The 16,965-nt window shown below is 67.9% G+C and carries 14 protein-coding genes and 2 tRNA genes; 11 read left to right on the top strand and 5 right to left on the bottom strand.

The annotated features are described in order from the left end of the window. Positions 1-24: 24 nt before the first annotated feature. From QWY80_RS13655 to QWY80_RS13640, 4 genes are all read left to right on the top strand, one after another. Positions 25-1,491 carry a TolC family outer membrane protein gene (locus tag QWY80_RS13655; protein ID WP_435389370.1) on the top strand — a complete coding sequence of 489 codons (1,467 nt, stop codon included), beginning with the start codon at positions 25-27 and terminating at the stop codon, positions 1,489-1,491. 84 nt (positions 1,492-1,575) lie between these two features. Then, positions 1,576-2,772, top strand: a complete 1,197-nt coding sequence (locus QWY80_RS13650; RefSeq protein ID WP_290232424.1) for an efflux RND transporter periplasmic adaptor subunit — start codon at positions 1,576-1,578, stop codon at positions 2,770-2,772. Then, positions 2,769-5,954: an efflux RND transporter permease subunit gene (locus tag QWY80_RS13645; protein WP_290232422.1), complete on the top strand. Its 3,186-nt coding sequence runs from the start codon at positions 2,769-2,771 to the stop codon at positions 5,952-5,954. Before QWY80_RS13650 ends, QWY80_RS13645 begins: the two co-directional genes overlap by 4 nt. A gap of 150 nt (positions 5,955-6,104) precedes the next feature. Next, the gene (locus QWY80_RS13640; RefSeq protein WP_290232420.1) at positions 6,105-6,797 is read left to right on the top strand and encodes a hypothetical protein; all 693 of its coding nucleotides are present in this window, start codon (positions 6,105-6,107) and stop codon (positions 6,795-6,797) included. Here the strand turns inward: QWY80_RS13640 and QWY80_RS13635 are convergent. Further along, the gene (locus QWY80_RS13635; protein WP_290232418.1) at positions 6,789-7,412 is read right to left on the bottom strand and encodes a TetR family transcriptional regulator; all 624 of its coding nucleotides are present in this window, start codon (positions 7,410-7,412) and stop codon (positions 6,789-6,791) included. The genes QWY80_RS13640 and QWY80_RS13635 overlap by 9 nt on opposite strands. 190 nt (positions 7,413-7,602) lie before the next feature. On the opposite strand from QWY80_RS13635, the gene QWY80_RS13630 reads away from it, so the two are divergent. Further along, positions 7,603-8,634 (top strand): succinylglutamate desuccinylase/aspartoacylase family protein, encoded by a 1,032-nt coding sequence (locus tag QWY80_RS13630; protein WP_290232417.1) that lies wholly within the window; start codon positions 7,603-7,605, stop codon positions 8,632-8,634. A 6-nt stretch (positions 8,635-8,640) separates the two neighbouring features. On the opposite strand, the gene dusA is transcribed toward QWY80_RS13630, so the two are convergent. Beyond that, positions 8,641-9,636 (bottom strand): tRNA dihydrouridine(20/20a) synthase DusA, encoded by a 996-nt coding sequence (dusA, locus tag QWY80_RS13625; RefSeq protein WP_290232415.1) that lies wholly within the window; start codon positions 9,634-9,636, stop codon positions 8,641-8,643. Positions 9,637-9,802: 166 nt separating this feature from the next. Here dusA and QWY80_RS13620 point away from each other — a divergent pair, with 166 nt between their 5' ends. Further along, positions 9,803-10,390: a hypothetical protein gene (locus QWY80_RS13620; RefSeq protein ID WP_290232414.1), complete on the top strand. Its 588-nt coding sequence runs from the start codon at positions 9,803-9,805 to the stop codon at positions 10,388-10,390. Positions 10,391-10,471: 81 nt separating this feature from the next. On the opposite strand, the gene QWY80_RS13615 is transcribed toward QWY80_RS13620, so the two are convergent. Further along, complete coding sequence (locus QWY80_RS13615) at positions 10,472-11,062, bottom strand: helix-turn-helix domain-containing protein (protein ID WP_290232412.1); 591 nt, start codon at positions 11,060-11,062, stop codon at positions 10,472-10,474. A 240-nt stretch (positions 11,063-11,302) separates the two neighbouring features. Here QWY80_RS13615 and gltX point away from each other — a divergent pair, with 240 nt between their 5' ends. From gltX to QWY80_RS13600, 3 genes are all read left to right on the top strand, one after another. Then, complete coding sequence (gene gltX / locus QWY80_RS13610) at positions 11,303-12,781, top strand: glutamate--tRNA ligase (RefSeq protein WP_290232410.1); 1,479 nt, start codon at positions 11,303-11,305, stop codon at positions 12,779-12,781. Positions 12,782-12,839: 58 nt separating this feature from the next. Then, a tRNA-Ala gene (locus QWY80_RS13605) sits at positions 12,840-12,915 on the top strand. Positions 12,916-12,936: 21 nt separating this feature from the next. After that, positions 12,937-13,012: transfer RNA gene (locus tag QWY80_RS13600), tRNA-Glu, on the top strand. A gap of 497 nt (positions 13,013-13,509) precedes the next feature. Here the strand turns inward: QWY80_RS13600 and QWY80_RS13595 are convergent. Further along, positions 13,510-14,400, bottom strand: a complete 891-nt coding sequence (locus QWY80_RS13595; RefSeq protein ID WP_290232408.1) for an NAD(P)-dependent oxidoreductase — start codon at positions 14,398-14,400, stop codon at positions 13,510-13,512. A gap of 106 nt (positions 14,401-14,506) precedes the next feature. Next, positions 14,507-15,793, bottom strand: a complete 1,287-nt coding sequence (gene gltA / locus QWY80_RS13590; protein ID WP_290232406.1) for a citrate synthase — start codon at positions 15,791-15,793, stop codon at positions 14,507-14,509. A 451-nt stretch (positions 15,794-16,244) separates the two neighbouring features. On the opposite strand from gltA, the gene sdhC reads away from it, so the two are divergent. Both sdhC and sdhD read left to right on the top strand, forming a co-directional pair. Further along, positions 16,245-16,622: a succinate dehydrogenase, cytochrome b556 subunit gene (gene sdhC, locus QWY80_RS13585; RefSeq protein WP_290232404.1), complete on the top strand. Its 378-nt coding sequence runs from the start codon at positions 16,245-16,247 to the stop codon at positions 16,620-16,622. Continuing rightward, the gene (gene sdhD, locus QWY80_RS13580) at positions 16,616-16,963 is read left to right on the top strand and encodes a succinate dehydrogenase, hydrophobic membrane anchor protein (RefSeq protein ID WP_290232402.1); all 348 of its coding nucleotides are present in this window, start codon (positions 16,616-16,618) and stop codon (positions 16,961-16,963) included. The genes sdhC and sdhD overlap by 7 nt, the downstream gene beginning before the upstream one ends. Positions 16,964-16,965 lie beyond the last annotated feature (2 nt).

Below are 16,965 nucleotides of genomic sequence, written 5' to 3'. Positions count from 1 at the left end.
AATCGAAGAATCGAGGATGAACCCATGATGCCCCCCCGCCCCCTTCGCCCGACCCGCCTCGCCCAGGGATCGGGCCTGCGTCGTGCGTTGCTGCCGCTGCTGGTCGCCTCCGCCCTGGCCGCGCCGGCCCAGGCCGCCGACCTGCTGACCATCGCCAACGACGCGCTGCAGAACAACGCCGAACTGGCCTCGGAGCGGTCCCGGACCGGCAGCGTCGAGGCGGGGCGAGACGTGCAGCGCGGCGACCTGCTGCCCCAGGTCAGTGCCTCCGGCGAGCTGGCCCATGCGCGTACCTACGAGCGTCAGGAATCCGATCAACAGTTTGCCGGCGCCGATGCCAGTGCGAGTGACGATAGCGTCAACAGCGTCGGCCTGAGCCTCGAGGCGACCCAGGCGCTGTACGACGCCATCGACAGCCGTGAGGTGGAGCAGGCCGAACGCGAGATCGACCAGCAGCTCTACCAGTTGGCCGCCACCGAGCAGCAGGTGCTGATCGACGTGGCCACCGCCTACTTCGAGATCCTGCGTGCCCACGAGGTGCTGGAGGCGCGTCGCGCCCAGGAGCGGGCCATCGGCCGCCAGCTCGAGCAGGCCCGCGAGCAGTTCGAGGTGGGGCTGATCGCCATCACCGAAGTGGAGGAGGCCCAGGCCAGCTTCGACCAGTCGCGGGCGGTGCGCATCGCCGCCGAGAGCGACCTGCAGGTGAGCTTCGAGGCCCTGGAGCGGCTCACCGGCCAGCGCTATGACAGCATCGACGCCCTGGGCGACGAGCTGCCCATCCAGCCGCCCAGCCCGGCGGACCGTGACCACTGGGTCGAGCTGGCCATGGAGAACAACCCCCTGGTGCTGGCCAGCCAGGCCGGGGTCGAGGTGGCGCGCAGCAGCGTGGACATCGCCCGGGCCCAACGCCTGCCCACGGTCAACGCCTTCGCCAACTACCAGTTCGGCGACAATGACGCCGACGAGGTCAGCGGTCACGACTCCAGCAGCCAGGTCGGGGTGGGGGTGAACCTGCCCCTCTATACCGGTGGCCGGACCAGCGCGTCCATCCGCCAGAACACCTACCTGCTGGAGTCGAGCCAGTACGACTTCGAGGCCCAGCGTCGCGACACCATCCAGCAGGTACGCTCGCGCTACACCCAGGTGAGCAACGATGTCTCCACCGTTGAGGCGCGCGCCCAGGCCATCGTCTCCAACCAGAGCGCCCTGGACGCCACCCGCGCCGGCTACGAGGTGGGCACCCGCAACATCGTCGACGTGCTCAACGCCGAGCAGAACCTCTACGATGCCGTCGCCGACCACGCCAGCGCGCGCTACGACTACGTGATCAATCTGCTCACCCTGCGCCAGCAGGCCGGCACCCTGGACGAGGAGGCGGTGGCCGAGGTCAACGCCTGGCTGGACGGCGGCAGCGTCGGCTTCAGCCTGCCCGAGGAGAGCCGCTACGACGGGGCGCTGGACATCGGCGAGCGGCCGACGCCCGAGGGCTGATGGTTAGGCGACTAATATTTACATCCATACAGGGATGAATGTAAGATTCGTCCATCTTGACGTATCCACGGGAAGCACACGCACATGAAAACCCCCATCCGACACGCCCGGGCGGTCCTGCTGACCCTGGCCGCCGGCCTGTTGCTGGCCGCCTGTGGCCAGGAGGAGGCCCCTCAGCAGGCCCAGCAGGGTGCCGGCCAGGAGCGGCCGCCGCAGCCGGTCGAGGTCACGGAGCTGGCGCGCCAGGACATCGCCCTGGAGAAGTCCTATCCGTCGCTGCTGCGCAGCGACGACGAGGTCACCCTGGTGGCCCGGGTCACCGGGACCCTGGAGGCGCGTCACTTCGAGCCGGGCCAGTTGGTGGAGAAGGGGCAGACGCTGTTCTCCATCGAGCCCGACGTCTACCAGGCGGCGGTCAACCAGCGCGAGGCCGACCTGCAGAGCGCTCGCGCCGAGCTGGCCCGCGCCCAGCGCGACGCCGAGCGCTTCGAGCGGTTGCTGAGCCAGAACTCGGTGAGTCGCCAGCAGGTCGACCAGGCGCGCGCCGAACTGGGCGTGGCGCGGGCGGCGGTGGCCCAGGCCGAGGCGGCGCTCGCCAGCGCCAACCTCGACCTGGGCTATGCCGAGGTCACCGCGCCGGTGTCGGGGATGATCGGCCTGTCGCGGGTCAACGTGGGCAACCTGGTGAACCATGGCACGCAGCTTGCCACCATCACCCCCCTGGACCCGCTCGAGGTGCGCTTCCAGTTGCCCCAGCGCGACGCCTTCGAGCTGCGGCGCCAGTTGGGGAACGTCGCCTCCGTCGAGGAGATCCGTGCCGTGCTGCGCGTGCCGGCCGAGGATGGCGCCGCCGAGCAGACCCTGGAGGGCCATCTGGACTTCCTGGGCTCTCGCGTGGATGAGGCCACCAGCACCGTCCAGGCCAGTGCCAGTTTCCCCAATCCCGAGGCCAACGTGCTGCCCGGGCAGTTCGTGCGCGTCGCCCTGGAAGGACTGAAGCGCTACGACGTCCTGGCGGTGCCGGAGATCGCCATCGGGCAGGGGCTGATGGGGGCCCAGGTGTTCGTGCTCGACGAGGAGAACCTGGCCCGGGCGCGCACCGTGGACCTGGGCGAGGTGGCCGGCCCCTGGCAGATCATCCGCGAGGGTCTTGCGCCCGGCGACCGGGTGGTGATGGGCGATCCCACCGGCATCGAGCCCGGCACGCCCATCGATCCCCAGGCCTTCGACGGTGACGCCGGCGAGATCGTCGAGGCGTCCGCCGAGGACGATGCCTCATGAGCTTCTCCAACTTCTTCATCAAGCGGCCGATCTTCGCCACCGTACTGGCGATCATCCTGACCGTGATCGGGGTGGTCAGCATGCGGGTGCTGCCCATCGAGCAGTATCCCAGCGTGGTGCCGCCCACCGTCTCGGTGAATGCCCAGTTCCCGGGCGCCGATGCCGAGACGGTGGCCCAGACGGTGGCGGCGCCCCTGGCCGAGGCCATCAACGGGGTCGAGGACATGCTCTACATGACCTCGACCAGCGCCGACAACGGCAGCATGAGCCTCGACGTCGCCTTCGACATCGGCACCGATGGCGACATCAACACCATCAACGTCAACAACCGCGTCCAGGGGGCCCTGTCGCAGCTGCCCGAGGCGGTCCAGTCCCAGGGCGTGACCGTGGAGCTGAGTTCCAGCTCGATCCTGATGGTGATCTCGCTGATCTCCCCGCAGGGCGACTACAACAGCACCTTCATGCAGAACTACGCGACCCTCAATGTCCTCGACGAGCTGCGCCAGGTGCCGGGCGTCGGCAATGCCGAGGTGCTGGGGGGCGGCGAGTTCGCCATGCGCATCTGGATGGACCCGGACAAGCTGGCCCAGTACGACCTGACCCCCACCGAGGTGGCCAGCGCCATCCGCGCCCAGAACACCGAGGTGCCGGCGGGCAGCCTGGCGGCCACCCCACAGGGCGAGCCGCGCGCCTTCACCTACACCATCACCGCCGGTGGCCGGCTCAACGACGTCGATGACTTCCGCGACATCTTCCTGCGCACCAATCCGGACGGCTCCTCCCTGCGCCTGGAGGACGTGGCGCGCATCGAGCTGGGGGCCTCCTTCTACGGTGTGGAGGCCCGCCTCAACGGCGCCGAGATGACGCCGATCATCATCAACCAGCAGCCCGGGGCCAACGCCCTGGAGACGGCCGAGGCGGTACGGGGCACCATGGCCGACCTGGAGTCGCGCTTCCCGCCGGGGCTCGAGCAGGTGGTGCCCTACGACACCACCCTGTTCATCGACGCCTCGGTGGAGACGGTGACCCATGTGTTCATCGAGGCCTTCCTGATCGTCGGCGTCATCCTGTTCATCTTCCTGCAGAACTGGCGCTTCACGGTAATCGCCATGTCGGTGGTTCCGGTCTCGGTGCTGGCCACCTTCGCCGGCTTCTACGTGTTCGGCTTCTCGATCAACCTGCTGACGCTGTTCGCCCTGGTGCTGTCCATCGGCATCGTGGTGGACGACGCCATCCTGGTGGTGGAGAACGTCGAGCGGGTGCTCGCCGAGGACGACGAGATCAGCGTCACCCAGGCCACCATTCGCGCCATGAAGGAGGTCGGCGGCCCGGTCATCGCCACCTCGCTGATCATGGCCGCGGTGTTCGTGCCGGTGGCCTTCCTGGGCGGCTTCACCGGGCAGATCTACCAGCAGTTCGCGTTGACCGTGGCGATCTCGGTGGCCTTCTCGGCGCTGATGGCGCTGACCTTCACCCCGGCGCTGTCGGCGATCTTCATCAAGCACAAGCCGAAGATGGGCGAGTCGAAGCTGATGCGCGCCGTCTACACGCCGCTGCGCCTCTTCGACCGCCTGTTCGCCGGCATCACCGCCGTCTACATGTGGGTGGTCAAGGCGCTGGTGCGCTTCTGGGGCCTGGCACTGCTGCTCACCGGCCTGGTGATCGGCGGCGCCTGGTGGCTCTACCAGGCCACGCCCTCGACCCTGGTACCGGAGACCGATCAGGGCCTGGTGATGGTGTCGGTGCAGCTGCCCGACTCCGCCTCCCTGGCGCGCACCCGGGACTACATGGGCGAGCTGAGCGAGCGCATCGAGGAGATCCCCGGGGTGCAGTACTCCGTCGCGGTGGCCGGCTACGACATCCTCTCCAGCGCGGTGAACACCGCCCGCGGCATCATGTTCATCAACATGGTGCCCTGGGCCGAGCGCGAGCTGACCGCCGACCAGCTGGTGGGCCAGATCATGCAGCTGGGCGCCGAGATCCCCGGCGGCTCGGCCATGGCCTTCAACATGCCGCCGATCATGGGGCTCTCCACCACCGGCGGCTTCACCGGCTACCTGCAGTCCTTCCAGGGGGCCAGCTCCCAGGAGCTCTACCAGGCCTCGCTGCAGGTGATGCAGGCGGCCAACCAGCACCCGGCCCTGCAGCAGGTGTTCACCACCTTCAACGTCAACGTGCCGGGCTACCGCGCCGAGATCGACCGGCAGAAGGCGCTCAGCTACGGCGTGGCCCTGGAGGACCTCAACGCCACCCTGTCGAACACCTTCGGCAACGGCTTCGTCAACTACTTCAGCTACCAGAACCGCAACTTCCAGGTCTATCTGCAGAACGAGGACGAGTTCCGCAAGACCCCGGATGACATCGCCAACGTCTATGTGCGCGGTGGCAACGGCGAGCGGATCCCCCTCTCGGAGTTCGTGACCCTGGAGCGCCAGGCCAAGCCGGCGGTGGTGTCGCGCTTCGGGGTCTACCTGGGGGCGCAGTTCCAGGGCGGGCCGGCGCCGGGCTACAGCTCGGGCCAGGCCATCACCGCCATGGAGGAGATCGTCGAGGAGACCCTGGGCGACGGCTGGGGCATGGGCTGGACCGGTACCGCCTACCAGGAGAGCGAACTGGGCAACACCGCCCTGCTGGCCATCGTCTTCGGCCTCCTGATGGTGTTCCTGATCCTGGCGGCCCAGTACGAGAGCTGGTCGCTACCCCTGGCGGTGCTCACCGCCACGCCCTTCGCCTTCCTGGGCGGCATCGGGGGCATCGTGCTGCGCGGGCTCGACACCAGCGTCTACGTGGAGATCGGCATGCTGGTGGTGGTGGGCCTGGCGGCCAAGAACGCCATCCTGATCGTCGAGTTCGCCGAGCTGCAGCGCCGCGAACAGGGCAAGTCGATCCGCGAGGCGGCCATCACCGCGGCCCGGCTGCGCTTCCGCCCCATCGTGATGACCTCGCTGGCGTTCATCTTCGGTACCCTGCCGCTGGCGCTGGCCAGCGGGGCAAGCGACGTCAGCAGCCACCACATCGGCACCACCGTGGCGGTGGGCATGGCCACGGTGGCGGTGCTGGGCAGCTTCTTCGTGCCGAGCTTCTACGCCATGATCGCCGCCGTCTCCGACTGGCTGCGGCGCAAGACCCGGGACAGCGACGCCGGGCATCAGCGGCCGGCGACCCAGGGCGACCAGGGCTGAGGCCTCGGCTTCGCCACCGTGACGGGAAGGGCGCCACCCCGCGGGGTGGCGCCCTTCGTCGTTGCGCGCCCCCACGCTCGCTGCCTTGGGGATGGTCTACGCTGAAGGCAAACATCCATTTGCCGGCTAAGTACCGGTAAGGAGCGCGCCATGGAATCCTTCCGCGAGATCGTCCTCAGCTTCCCCGTGTTCGTCTTCGTGCCGGTGCTGTTGCTGGTGGCGCTCTACTGGCTGCTGGTGGCGCTGCGCCTGGCGCCGCTGGAACTCTTCGAGCACGACAGCCTCAAGGGCGATCACCTGGCCAGTACCCTGGTGGCGCTGGGGTTCGCCGGCGTGCCGGCCTCCTTCGCGCTGTCCGCGCTGCTGGTGCTGGCGGGGGCAGCCACCCTGGTGGCGGAGGTCGCCGTACTGCGCTGGCTACCGCTGGGGCTGTTCCGCATCCCCGTGGGGGTGGCGGTGTTGTGGGGCGCCTTCGTGGTCGCCTCGCCCCTAGCCGCCGCCCTGTGCCACGCCCTGCATCGCTGGTTCCATCGCCATGCCCCGCAGCAGCGGCGCTGCCTGTTGGGCGAGAAGGTGGAAGTGAAGGCGGAGCCGGATGCCGCGGGCTGGACCACGGCCGCGCTGCTCGACGACCCGGAGTGGGAGGTACGCCTGCACGGCAAGGTCGGCAGCATGCCGCACGCCGGCGAGCGTCGGGTGCTGGTCAAGTACCTGGCCGGGGAGGGCGCCTACCGCAGCGTGGCGGAGAGCGACTATCGCGAGGCGCGGGCCCACCTGAGGCGTTTGCGCCTGCGCCAGGGGGGTGGCGGTACGGGGCGTGGCGGTGCCGCGGCGTCACTCTGAGGGCGGGGAACGCATCAGGTCGAGTTGCGTATCCAGCAGCACGGTGCCGCGTTCGCGCAGCGAGAAGCGCTCGTGGTTGCGCAGCCAGTCGTGGAAGAGGCCGCCGAGCATGGCCTGCAGCAGTTCGGCGGCCACCTCCGGGCTGAGGCCCGGGTGCAGGTGGTCCAGGCGGGCGGCGCATCCGAAGTAGTCGATCAGCGCCCCGCAGGCCTCCTCGGCCATCTCGTTCTGCATGGCCAGGGGATCGATATCGCCGAACACTTCGCAGTGGTGGATCAGGATGGCGTGCACGCGCCGGTAGCGCGGCTGTTCCAGGCGTTCGAAGCCCCGCAGGCAGGCCAGGCGGATCGCCTCCAGGGGGCGCTCGACGAGGCTCGGGTCGCCGATCTCCTCGACCAGCTCCTGGAAGGGCATGCGCACCCGCTGCAGCATGGCCTGGAAGAGGTCGGCCTTGTTCTTGAAGTGCCAGTAGACCGCACCGCGGGTCATGCCGGCGTGGCGGGCGATCTGTTCCAGGGAGGTGCGGGCCACGCCCCTCTCGAGGAAGACTTCCTCGGCGGCGTCCAGCAGGGCTTCCCGGGTGGCGGCGGCCTCGGCCTTGGTGCGTCGGGCCATGGGGCGTCGTCTCTCGATAAGGATTCGGCCCCATTCTACCCGATGTGGCGGCGATTTACATGCATGAGTGTATGCTAATCGGGGCGGTCGCGGTTGAAGCGGCGGCCCCGGGTATCCGGGCTCGTCTTTCGCAGCGTCCCGGCGTATAAGGTGTGTGACGGAACACTGTTTTCCTTGCCAGGAGTGCGAGATGGCCCGAGCCCCCTTCGAACTCGCCGGCGTGCGGATCGCTCCGGGTAACCGCACCCAGATCGACGTGCCGGCGGCACGCCTCTACACCCATGCGCCGCTGCACATTCCCCTGGAGGTGGTCCACGGCCGCCAGGCCGGCCCCGTCCTGCTGGTGTGCGGCGGCATCCACGGCGACGAGATCAATGGCGTGGAGATCGTGCGTCGCCTGCTGCGCTCGAAGCAACTGCAGAGGCTGCGCGGGACCCTGATCGCCGCGCCCATCGTCAACGTCTTCGGCTTCGTGCAGCACAGCCGCTACCTGCCCGACCGTCGCGACCTCAACCGCTGCTTCCCGGGCAGCGAGTCCGGCTCGCTGGGCGGGCGCATGGCGGCATTGTTCCGCGAGGAGATCGTCGACCATGCCAGCCATATCATCGACCTGCACACCGGGGCCATCCATCGCACCAACCTGCCGCAGATCCGTGCCCAGCTCACCCCCGGTGGCGAGACCGAAAGCATGGCCAACGCCTTCGGGGCACCGGTGATCCTCAATGCCGAGCTGCGCGAGGGCAGCCTGCGCCACTACGCCCAGAGCCGCGGGATCCCGGTGCTGACCTACGAGGCCGGGGAGGCGCTGCGCTTCGACGAGTGGGCGATCGCCCCGGGGGTGCGCGGGGTGCTGAGGGTGATGCGACGGCTGGGCATGCTGACCGGCGAGCACCGCCGTCGTTCGCCCCCGGCGGCGGAGGTGGCCAACGGCTCGAGCTGGGCGCGGGCGCCCATCGACGGCATCCTGCGGCCCAAGGTGCGGCTCGGTGCGCGGGTGGCCAGGGGCGAAGTGCTGGGGCGCGTGGCCGATCCCTTCGGCAACGCCGAGGGCGAAGTGAAGGCCATGGCCGACGGCATCGTCATCGGCATGAGCCGATTGCCGCTGGCCAACGAGGGCGAGGCGCTGTTCCACATCGCCCGTTTCGACGCCATCGAGGAGGCCGAGAGCGCCATCGAGGACTTCCAGTCGAGCCTGGAGCCGCCCCCCGACTCGCTCTACTGATTCGCCTCAGGCCGCGGGCACCGCCTCGCGCTCCGCCACCAGCCCCAGGGCGTCATCGAACACCTGCAGGCCGGCACCGTCGCGGTGGGCGTTCTCGGAGAGGTGGCGGCGGAAGCGGCGCCCGCCGGGCTGGCCCTGGAAGAGCCCCAGCAGGTGACGGGTCAGGTGGTTGAGCCTGGCGCCCTCGGCGAGCCGACGGGCGATATAGGGGCGCAAGGCAAGCGCCGCCGCGTGACGACTGGCCGCCGGCCCCGGCTCGCCGTAGAGGGCCGGGTCCACACCGGCCAGCAGCCAGGGATTCTGGTAGGCCTCGCGGCCGACCATCACGCTGTCCACGTGCCGGAGTTGCTCGCGGCAGTCATCGAGCGTCTTGAGGCCACCGTTGATGCCGATATGCAGTTCGGGATGCTGTCGCTTCAGGCGGTGAACGCGGCCGTAGTTCAGCGGCGGGATATCGCGGTTCTCCTTGGGGGAGAGGCCCTCCAGCCAGGCCTTGCGGGCGTGGACGATGAAGGTGTCGCAGCCGGCATCGGCCACCACCCGGATGAAATGCTCGAGATCGGCGTCCTCGTCCTGGTCGTCGATGCCGATGCGGCACTTCACCGTCACCGGAATCGACACCGCTTCCCGCATGGCGCGCACCGCGGCGGCCACCTTCCCGGGATGGCCCATCAGGCAGGCGCCGATCAGGTTGTTCTGCACCCGGTCGCTGGGGCAGCCGACGTTGAGGTTCACCTCGTCATAGCCCCAGGCCTCGGCGATGGCCGCACACTCGGCGAGCGCCCCGGCGTCGCTGCCACCCAGCTGCAGGGCCAGCGGATGCTCGACCTCGGCATGGCCCAGGAAGCGTTCCCGCGGGCTGCCGTGCAGGATGGCGCCGGTGGTCACCATCTCGGTGTAGAGCAGGGCGCGGCGGGTCAGGGTCCGGGCGAAGGCGCGGTAGTCGCGGGTCGTCCAGTCCATCATCGGGGCAACCGAAAAGGTGCGGTCGAGCTGGGACATCGGGCATCACGGTGTGGCGTGGGAGACGGCGCATTCTACCCGGGTGGCGGGGGCGGCTGCCACCCTGGCGCGGCGAGCGTGCGTGAGCCGTTGAGCCGGCCGGTGGGACGCCCGCCCCGGGCGGTGGTAGCCTAGCCCTACAGCAAGCTGGCGAAAGAGGTGGCGCATGAACGCAGGGTGTCGGTGGGTACTCGTGGCGGCGCTGCTGCTGATGCTGGTCGGCTGCGGTGGAGAGACGGAGGAGGCCGCCGAGGACGAGCCGGAGCTCGTGGCGTTGGAGGCCGAGTCCCGCGAGCCGCCGGCCGAACCGGCGCCCGAGGTGTCGCCCATGGACGCGCCGGTGACGATCGAGTTCGACGCCAGCCTGAGCAGCGATCGCCGCCTGGTGGTGGAGGGACAGAGCAACCTGCCCGAAGGGGCGCGCCTGCGCGTGGTGGTGGAGCGTGAGCTCAGCGGCGTGCGCTGGCAGCAGCGCACGACACTGGCGGAGGGGCGCTTCCGGGTCGGTCCGCTGGGCCCGGGCAGCGGCTTCCCGGATGGCGGTTATCGCATCACCGTGAACCTGCCCGAGGCCACCGTCCAGCCCGAGGCCGTGCGCCGGCGCATCGGCGAGCAGGGAGAACACCTCAGCGGCCCCCTGGTGGGCGGTTCCCAGCACGGGCTGGGCCAGGTGGCCAGCGCCTCGCGGCGCTTCCTGGTGGGCAGCGAGCCGCGCCGTACCAATGACCAGGCCGAGGTGCTGGAGGTGGAATAGCCGCCAGGAGCCTGTCGGATTAGACCGATCGTTGCGGGAGACCGGGGCGCGTAGCGGATCAGCGTCGAGCCCGACAGGCGCCTAGAAGGGGGTGGCCTGCCAGCGGGCCAGCAGCTTGCCGAGCAACTTGGTGTCGGGGGTGTAGCCGGTGATCTCCTCGCTGCCCTGACGGGCGAATTGCAGGGCGCCGTCGGTGGCCTGGGTGACGTACCGCACCCGATGTTCGCCAGCCTGTTCGATCAGGTAGAGACCGGGCTGGCGGAAGATCTCGCTGGGCGCCAGCGCCACCAGGTCACCCGGGGACAGGAAGTCGAAGGATTCGTCGGGGGCCGGCGTGACCAGGAAGCAGTCGCCTTCCCACTCCAGATCGGGGACCAGCTCGAAGGTCAGGTCGATGCGTCCGGCATGACGATCCTGCCAGGGCGCCGGCGGGTAGCGGCGCAGGTAGAGGGGGGAGGCGCGGCCGCTCTGTTCTCCCTCCAGCAGCCGCGAGAGCGGGCAGCCCAGCGCCTCGGCCAGCGCGACCAGGCGCTCGTGCCCGATCTGCTTGATGGCCCCCGACTCCCAGTAGGAGATGGTGACGTCGGAGACGCCGACCCGGCGTGCCAGGGCGGCCTTGTTGAGGTGGGCCTCCTGCCGGAGCTCCTTGATGCGCGGGCCTAGTGAATCCATTTCTCCATCCTGTCGACTCTCATTTCGGTTTGTATTGTGATCCGCGATGATCGGTGATCGATGTAGAGTGTGCAACAACGCGCATCAACGCTGATCCTGCGCCGCCGCTTTCTCCTTGCGTGATCGCCAGACATTGACCCCGTGTGATGCGGATGATTCCCTGCCGTGGCTGCCCCGGCCGTATCGGGTGCGTATAATGCCGCCATTCATCCACCCACGGCTCCGGGACACCGCAACGACATGACCGTACGCACGCGTATCGCGCCGTCACCGACCGGCGACCCCCACGTCGGCACCGCCTATATCGCGCTGTTCAACCTCTGCTTCGCCCGCCAGCACGATGGCCAGTTCATCCTGCGCATCGAGGATACCGACCGGGTGCGCTCCACGGCCGAGTCGGAGCAGATGATCCTCGACTCGCTACGCTGGCTGGGGCTGGAGTGGGACGAGGGCCCCGACGTGGGCGGTCCCCACGGGCCCTACCGCCAGAGCGAGCGGGGCGAGATCTACGCCGACCATGCCCGCCGCCTGATCGAGGCGGGGCACGCCTTCCGTTGCTACCGCACCAGCGAGGAGCTCGACGCGCTGCGCGAGGCGCGCAAGGCCGCCGGCATGCACCTGGCGCTGAAGCCCGCCGACCTGGCGCTGCCCGAGGAAGAACAGGCGCGCCGCGAGCGCGAGGGCTGGCCCCATGTGGTGCGCATGAAGGTGCCGGCCAGCGGTGCCTGCGTGGTGCAGGACATGCTGCGCGGCCGCATCGAGGTCGACTGGGCCCAGGTGGACGCCCAGATCCTGCTCAAGTCCGACGGCATGCCCACCTACCACCTGGCCAACGTGGTGGACGACCACCTGATGGGCATCACCCATGTGCTGCGCGGTGAGGAGTGGATCAACTCGGCACCCAAGCACCAACTGCTCTACGAGTACTTCGGCTGGGAGATGCCGCAGCTCTGCCATATGCCGCTGCTGCGCAATCCCGACAAGTCGAAGCTCTCCAAGCGCAAGAATCCCACCTCCATCAACTACTATCGGCGCATGGGCTACCTGCCCCAGGCGGTGACCAACTACCTGGGACGCATGGGCTGGTCGATGCCCGACGAGCGCGAGAAGTTCTCGCTCGCCGAGATGATGGCCCACTTCGACATCCAGCGCGTGTCGCTGGGCGGGCCGGTGTTCGACCTGGAGAAGCTCACCTGGCTCAACGGCCTTTATATTCGCGAGGAACTCGACGACGAGGCCTTCCTGCAGGCACTGAGGGAATGGGCCTTCAACGAGCAGTACGTGCGCGAGATCCTGCCCCAGGTGCGCCCGCGGGTGGAGACCCTCGCCGATGTGGTGCCGCTGGCCGGCCACTTCTTCTCGGGTCTGCCGCAGATCGACGAGACGAGCTTCGATGCCGTCAAGCTGGAGCGCGAGGACCTGCTCAAGCTGTTGCAGTTCCTGGTGTGGCGCTTCGAGCCGCTGCCGTCCTGGCACAAGGAGGCCCTGCTGGCCGAGGTCAAGGCGCTCGCCGGCCACTTCGGGCTCAAGATGAAGGACTTCCTGGCCCCGGTGTTCATCGCCATCACCGGTTCGCCCTCCAGCACCTCGGTGATGGACGCCATGGCGATCCTCGGCTCGGACATGACCCGGGCCCGCCTGCGCCACGCCATCGGGGTGCTGGGCGGAGTCTCCAAGAAGCAGGCCAAGCGCTTCGAGAAGGAATATCGGGAGCTCTGAAAAACTGTTGACGAACCCTGGGCGGATCAGTAACATACGCCTCGTCTTCACGGCGCGTGGGGCCTTAGCTCAGCTGGGAGAGCGCAACACTGGCAGTGTTGAGGTCAGCGGTTCGATCCCGCTAGGCTCCACCAATCATCGCCGGAACGACATCCGTCCCATTCGTCTAGTGGCCTAGGACACCGCCCTTTCACGGCGGTAACAGGGGTTCGAACCCCCTATGGGACGCCATCTCCTCGCCCGCCGCCTCGGCGGCGGGCACGACAGGGGCACCCTCGCGGGTGCCCCTTCGTCTTTCGGGGCGGGCGATGTCTACCGTTGACACTGCCGCCCGTCCAGCGCCTCCCTTGTCCGCGAATCGGCGCGAAACCCCCTTGACTTGTCCACCAGGCATGGTTCCGCCGGTTGCCTTGTGCACAGCCGGCGTGCAACTGCCGGCGAGCACGGGGTTTTTCTTTAATTCCTTTTTTATCAATGAGTTAGAGAAGAACAAAAATTGATCAATTTAAGCCGAAGCCCCTGATCATGGCGATTCGACGACCTTTTCTAGCGGTTGTGAACAGGCTTATCCACAGAATGTGTGGAAAACGGTGGAGGACGCCGGGAAGGAGGGGCGTCATCTCCAGAGTTTGAGAAATACCATCCCTCAGGGGTGAGACCGCTGGTACTCGAAACGAGGGGAAAAGAGGAGGGCGGGCGCCATCCGGGTGGCGCCCGCCGAGAGGCGTTCAGGGCGTGCCGACGGCACGCAGGCGACGCAGCAGGGAGGAGGTGTCCCAGCGACCGCCACCCATCACCTGGACATCGGCGTAGAACTGGTCCACCAGGGCGGTGACCGGCAGCCGGGCCTGCAGGCGGCGCGCCTGCTCCAGGCATATCCCCAGGTCCTTGCGCATCCAGTCCACTGCGAAGCCGTGGTCGTACTGGTCGGCGATCATGGTCCTGTGGCGGTTCTCCATCTGCCAGGAGCCGGCGGCGCCCTGGGCGAGCACCTCGATCACGCGTTGTTGGTCCAGACCGGCCTGCTCGGCGAAGTGCAGTCCCTCGGCCAGGCCCTGGACGAGACCGGCGATACAGATCTGGTTGACCATCTTGGTGAGCTGGCCGCTGCCGGCGGGGCCCAGCAGGGTCACGGCGCGGCCGTAGTGGCCGAGCAGCGGCTCAACGCGGGCGAAGGCGGTCGGCTCGCCGCCGCACATGATGGTCAGGGCGCCGTTCTCGGCACCCTGCTGGCCGCCGGACACCGGGGCGTCCAGGAAGTCGACGCCGCGCTCGCGGCAGGCGGCGTCCAGCTCCTCGGCCAGGTCGGCCGAGGCCGTGGTGTGGTCCACCAGCAGGCTGCCCTCGGCCATGCCATGCAGGGCGCCGTCCGCGCCGCTGGTGACCTGACGCACGTCGTCGTCGTTGCCCACGCACACCAGCACCAGGTCGGCGCCGGAGGCGGCCTCGCGCGGGCTGGGGTGGTGGCTGCCGCCGTGCTCGGCGGCCCAGGCCTCGGCGCGGGCCTCGGTGCGGTTGTAGACGCGCACCTCGAGGCCGGCGCGGGCCAGGTGGCCGGCCATGGGGTAGCCCATCACGCCCAGGCCGATGAAGGCGACGGTGGAGATCTCCTGGCTCATCTATGGCTCCTTGTAGCGTTGGGGGAGGGGCCCGATCAGGCGCCCCGGAACGCAGGAAGCCGCCCGGGGGCGGCTTCCTGCGGATCGCGATGCCTCGCCTGCCGGCTTACTTGGCAGGATAGTCGCGCTGGTCGTGGCCGGTGTAGAGCTGGCGCGGGCGACCGATCTTGTAGCTGTCGCTGAGCATCTCGTGCCAGTGGGAGATCCAGCCGATGGTCCGCGACACCGCGAAGATCACCGTGAACATGTTGGTGGGGATGCCCATGGCCTTGAGGATGATGCCGGAGTAGAAGTCGACGTTGGGGTAGAGCTTGCGCTCGACGAAGTACTCGTCCTCCAGGGCGATCTGCTCCAGGCGCTTGGCGATCTGCAGCTGCGGGTCGTCGGAAAGGCCCAGCTCGGCCAGCACCTCGTCGCAGGTCTCCTTCATCACCTTGGCGCGCGGATCGAAGTTGCGATAGACGCGGTGGCCGAAGCCCATCAGCTTGAAGGGATCGTCCTTGTCCTTGGCCTTGTCGACGAAGCGCTGGATGTTCTCCTCGGAGTCGTCGCCGATCTCGTCGAGCATCTTCAGCACCGCCTCGTTGGCGCCGCCGTGGGCCGGCCCCCAGAGGGCGGCGATGCCGGCGCTGATACAGGCGAAGGGGTTGGCACCGGTGGAGCCGGCCAGGCGCACCGTGGAGGTGGAGGCGTTCTGCTCGTGGTCCGCATGCAGCATGAAGATGCGGTCCATGGCCTTGGCGTAGACCGGGTTGATCCGGTACTCCTCGCAGGGGTTGCTGAACATCATGTAGAGGAAGTTCTCTGCATAGCTCAGGTCGTTGCGAGGATAGTTGAACGGCTGGCCGATGTTGTACTTGTAGGACATCGCCGCGATGGTCGGCATCTTGGCGATCAGGCGGATGGCGCTGATCACGCGATCCTCTTCCTGGGTGGTGTCCATGTGGTCGTGGTAGAAGGCCGCCAGGCCGCCGACCACGCCGCACAGGATCGACATCGGGTGGGCGTCGCGACGGAAGCCCTTGAAGAAGTTGTTGATCTGGTCATGGACCATGGTGTGGTTGCGCACCCGCGACGCGAAATCCGCGTACTGGGCGTCGCTGGGCAGCTCGCCGAACAGCAGCAGGTAGCAGAGCTCGACGAAGTTGGATTCCTTGGCCAGCTGGTCGATGGGGTAGCCGCGGTGCAACAGGACGCCCTTGCCGCCATCGATGTAGGTGATGGCGGACTGGCAGGAGGAGGTCGCCATGAAGCCCGGGTCGTAGGTGAACAGACCCTCGGCGCCCAGCCCACGCACGTCGATCACGTCGGGCCCGAGTTTGCCCGAATAGACAGGCAGCTCGATCGTCTTGTCCAGACCGTCTACCTTCAGCGTCGCTTTCCTGTCAGCCATGGGAGGCCTCCTCTCGAGTTCGTGATAGGGCGATAAGTCGTTATTTCTTGGAGCAGGTTCGCGGGGGATGCCGGCGAAAAGGTTCGCCCACTATAGAAGCGTTCCCGCGATTGTCAATTAGCCCATGGCGACCGGACTGTTGTACGTGGCGGAACAGCGTGGACACACAGTGTACAAGAAATGGTGCTCTGCACCATGGCGGTGCGGGTTCCGGCGCGATCCCCCTTGTGGTGGGGGCTGGTGAGTGTCGACAGGCTTTGCACCATGGTCTAGTGGTCGGGGTGTCGGTTTGTCATGGTGGGGCCATGTCCCTATAATCCATCCCGCGCGACTGGCAGGAACAGGCGGCCTTGCCGTCACCGGCAACGGCCGACTCCTTCCCGAAACCACCGCCCGCCCGGGCCGTGACGACGTGTCCTGAGTGCGGGCCTTAGAGAGTGTGTAGAGAGCCGTGAATAGCAAACGACCCGTAAACCTGGATCTGTCCACGATACAGTTTCCGCTACCCGCCCTGACGTCGATCGCCCACCGCATCACCGGCGTCATCCTCTTCATCGGCCTGATCTTCGCCTTCTGGGCGCTCAGCAAGTCGTTGTCCTCCCCGGCCGGCTTCGCCGCCGTGAGCGATGCCCTGGCCCACAACTTCCTGGCCAAGCTGATCGCCTGGGGGCTGCTGTCCGCCCTGGCCTTCCACTTCGTGGCCGGCATCAAGCACCTGCTGATGGACATCGACATCGGCGTGACCCTGGAAGGCGGCGTCAAGAAGGCGCAGATCACCGTGGTGGTGAGTGCGGTCCTGATCATTCTGGCGGGAGTCTGGGTATGGTAACCAACATCACGAACTTCGGCCGCAGCGGCCTCTCCGATTGGCTGATCCAGCGGGTCTCCGCCATCATCCTGGCCGTCTACACCCTCTTCATCGTTCTCTATCTGCTGTTCAACCCGGGCCTCGACTACGCCACCTGGAGTGGCCTGTTCGCCCAGACCTGGATGCGCATCTTCTCGTTGCTGGCCTTCGTGTCGCTGGCCGCCCACGCTTGGGTGGGCCTGTGGACCGTGACCACCGACTACCTCAAGCCGACCGGCATCCGCGTCGGCGTCCAGACCCTCATCATCCTGGCCATTTTCGTGTTCCTGGTCTGGGGCATTCAGATTCTGTGGGGAGCCTGATC

The organism is Halomonas ramblicola (genome assembly GCF_030409215.1).
GTDB classification, from domain to species: Bacteria; Pseudomonadota; Gammaproteobacteria; order Pseudomonadales; family Halomonadaceae; genus Halomonas; species Halomonas ramblicola.
The sequence above is the reverse complement of the archived record's forward strand: the minus strand, read 5'-3'. Positions and strand labels throughout refer to the sequence as shown.

Excerpts from the sequence above, each read along its gene's own strand:
- QWY80_RS13655 (WP_435389370.1), top strand. The coding sequence starts at position 25 with ATGATGCCCCCCCGCCCCCTTCGCCCGACCCGCCTCGCCCAGGGATCG.
- QWY80_RS13650 (WP_290232424.1), top strand. The coding sequence starts at position 1,576 with ATGAAAACCCCCATCCGACACGCCCGGGCGGTCCTGCTGACCCTGGCC.
- QWY80_RS13645 (WP_290232422.1), top strand. The coding sequence starts at position 2,769 with ATGAGCTTCTCCAACTTCTTCATCAAGCGGCCGATCTTCGCCACCGTA.
- QWY80_RS13640 (WP_290232420.1), top strand. The coding sequence starts at position 6,105 with ATGGAATCCTTCCGCGAGATCGTCCTCAGCTTCCCCGTGTTCGTCTTC.
- QWY80_RS13635 (WP_290232418.1), bottom strand. The coding sequence starts at position 7,412 with ATGGCCCGACGCACCAAGGCCGAGGCCGCCGCCACCCGGGAAGCCCTG.
- QWY80_RS13630 (WP_290232417.1), top strand. The coding sequence starts at position 7,603 with ATGGCCCGAGCCCCCTTCGAACTCGCCGGCGTGCGGATCGCTCCGGGT.
- dusA (WP_290232415.1), bottom strand. The coding sequence starts at position 9,636 with ATGTCCCAGCTCGACCGCACCTTTTCGGTTGCCCCGATGATGGACTGG.
- QWY80_RS13620 (WP_290232414.1), top strand. The coding sequence starts at position 9,803 with ATGAACGCAGGGTGTCGGTGGGTACTCGTGGCGGCGCTGCTGCTGATG.
- QWY80_RS13615 (WP_290232412.1), bottom strand. The coding sequence starts at position 11,062 with ATGGATTCACTAGGCCCGCGCATCAAGGAGCTCCGGCAGGAGGCCCAC.
- gltX (WP_290232410.1), top strand. The coding sequence starts at position 11,303 with ATGACCGTACGCACGCGTATCGCGCCGTCACCGACCGGCGACCCCCAC.
- QWY80_RS13595 (WP_290232408.1), bottom strand. The coding sequence starts at position 14,400 with ATGAGCCAGGAGATCTCCACCGTCGCCTTCATCGGCCTGGGCGTGATG.
- gltA (WP_290232406.1), bottom strand. The coding sequence starts at position 15,793 with ATGGCTGACAGGAAAGCGACGCTGAAGGTAGACGGTCTGGACAAGACG.
- sdhD (WP_290232402.1), top strand. The coding sequence starts at position 16,616 with ATGGTAACCAACATCACGAACTTCGGCCGCAGCGGCCTCTCCGATTGG.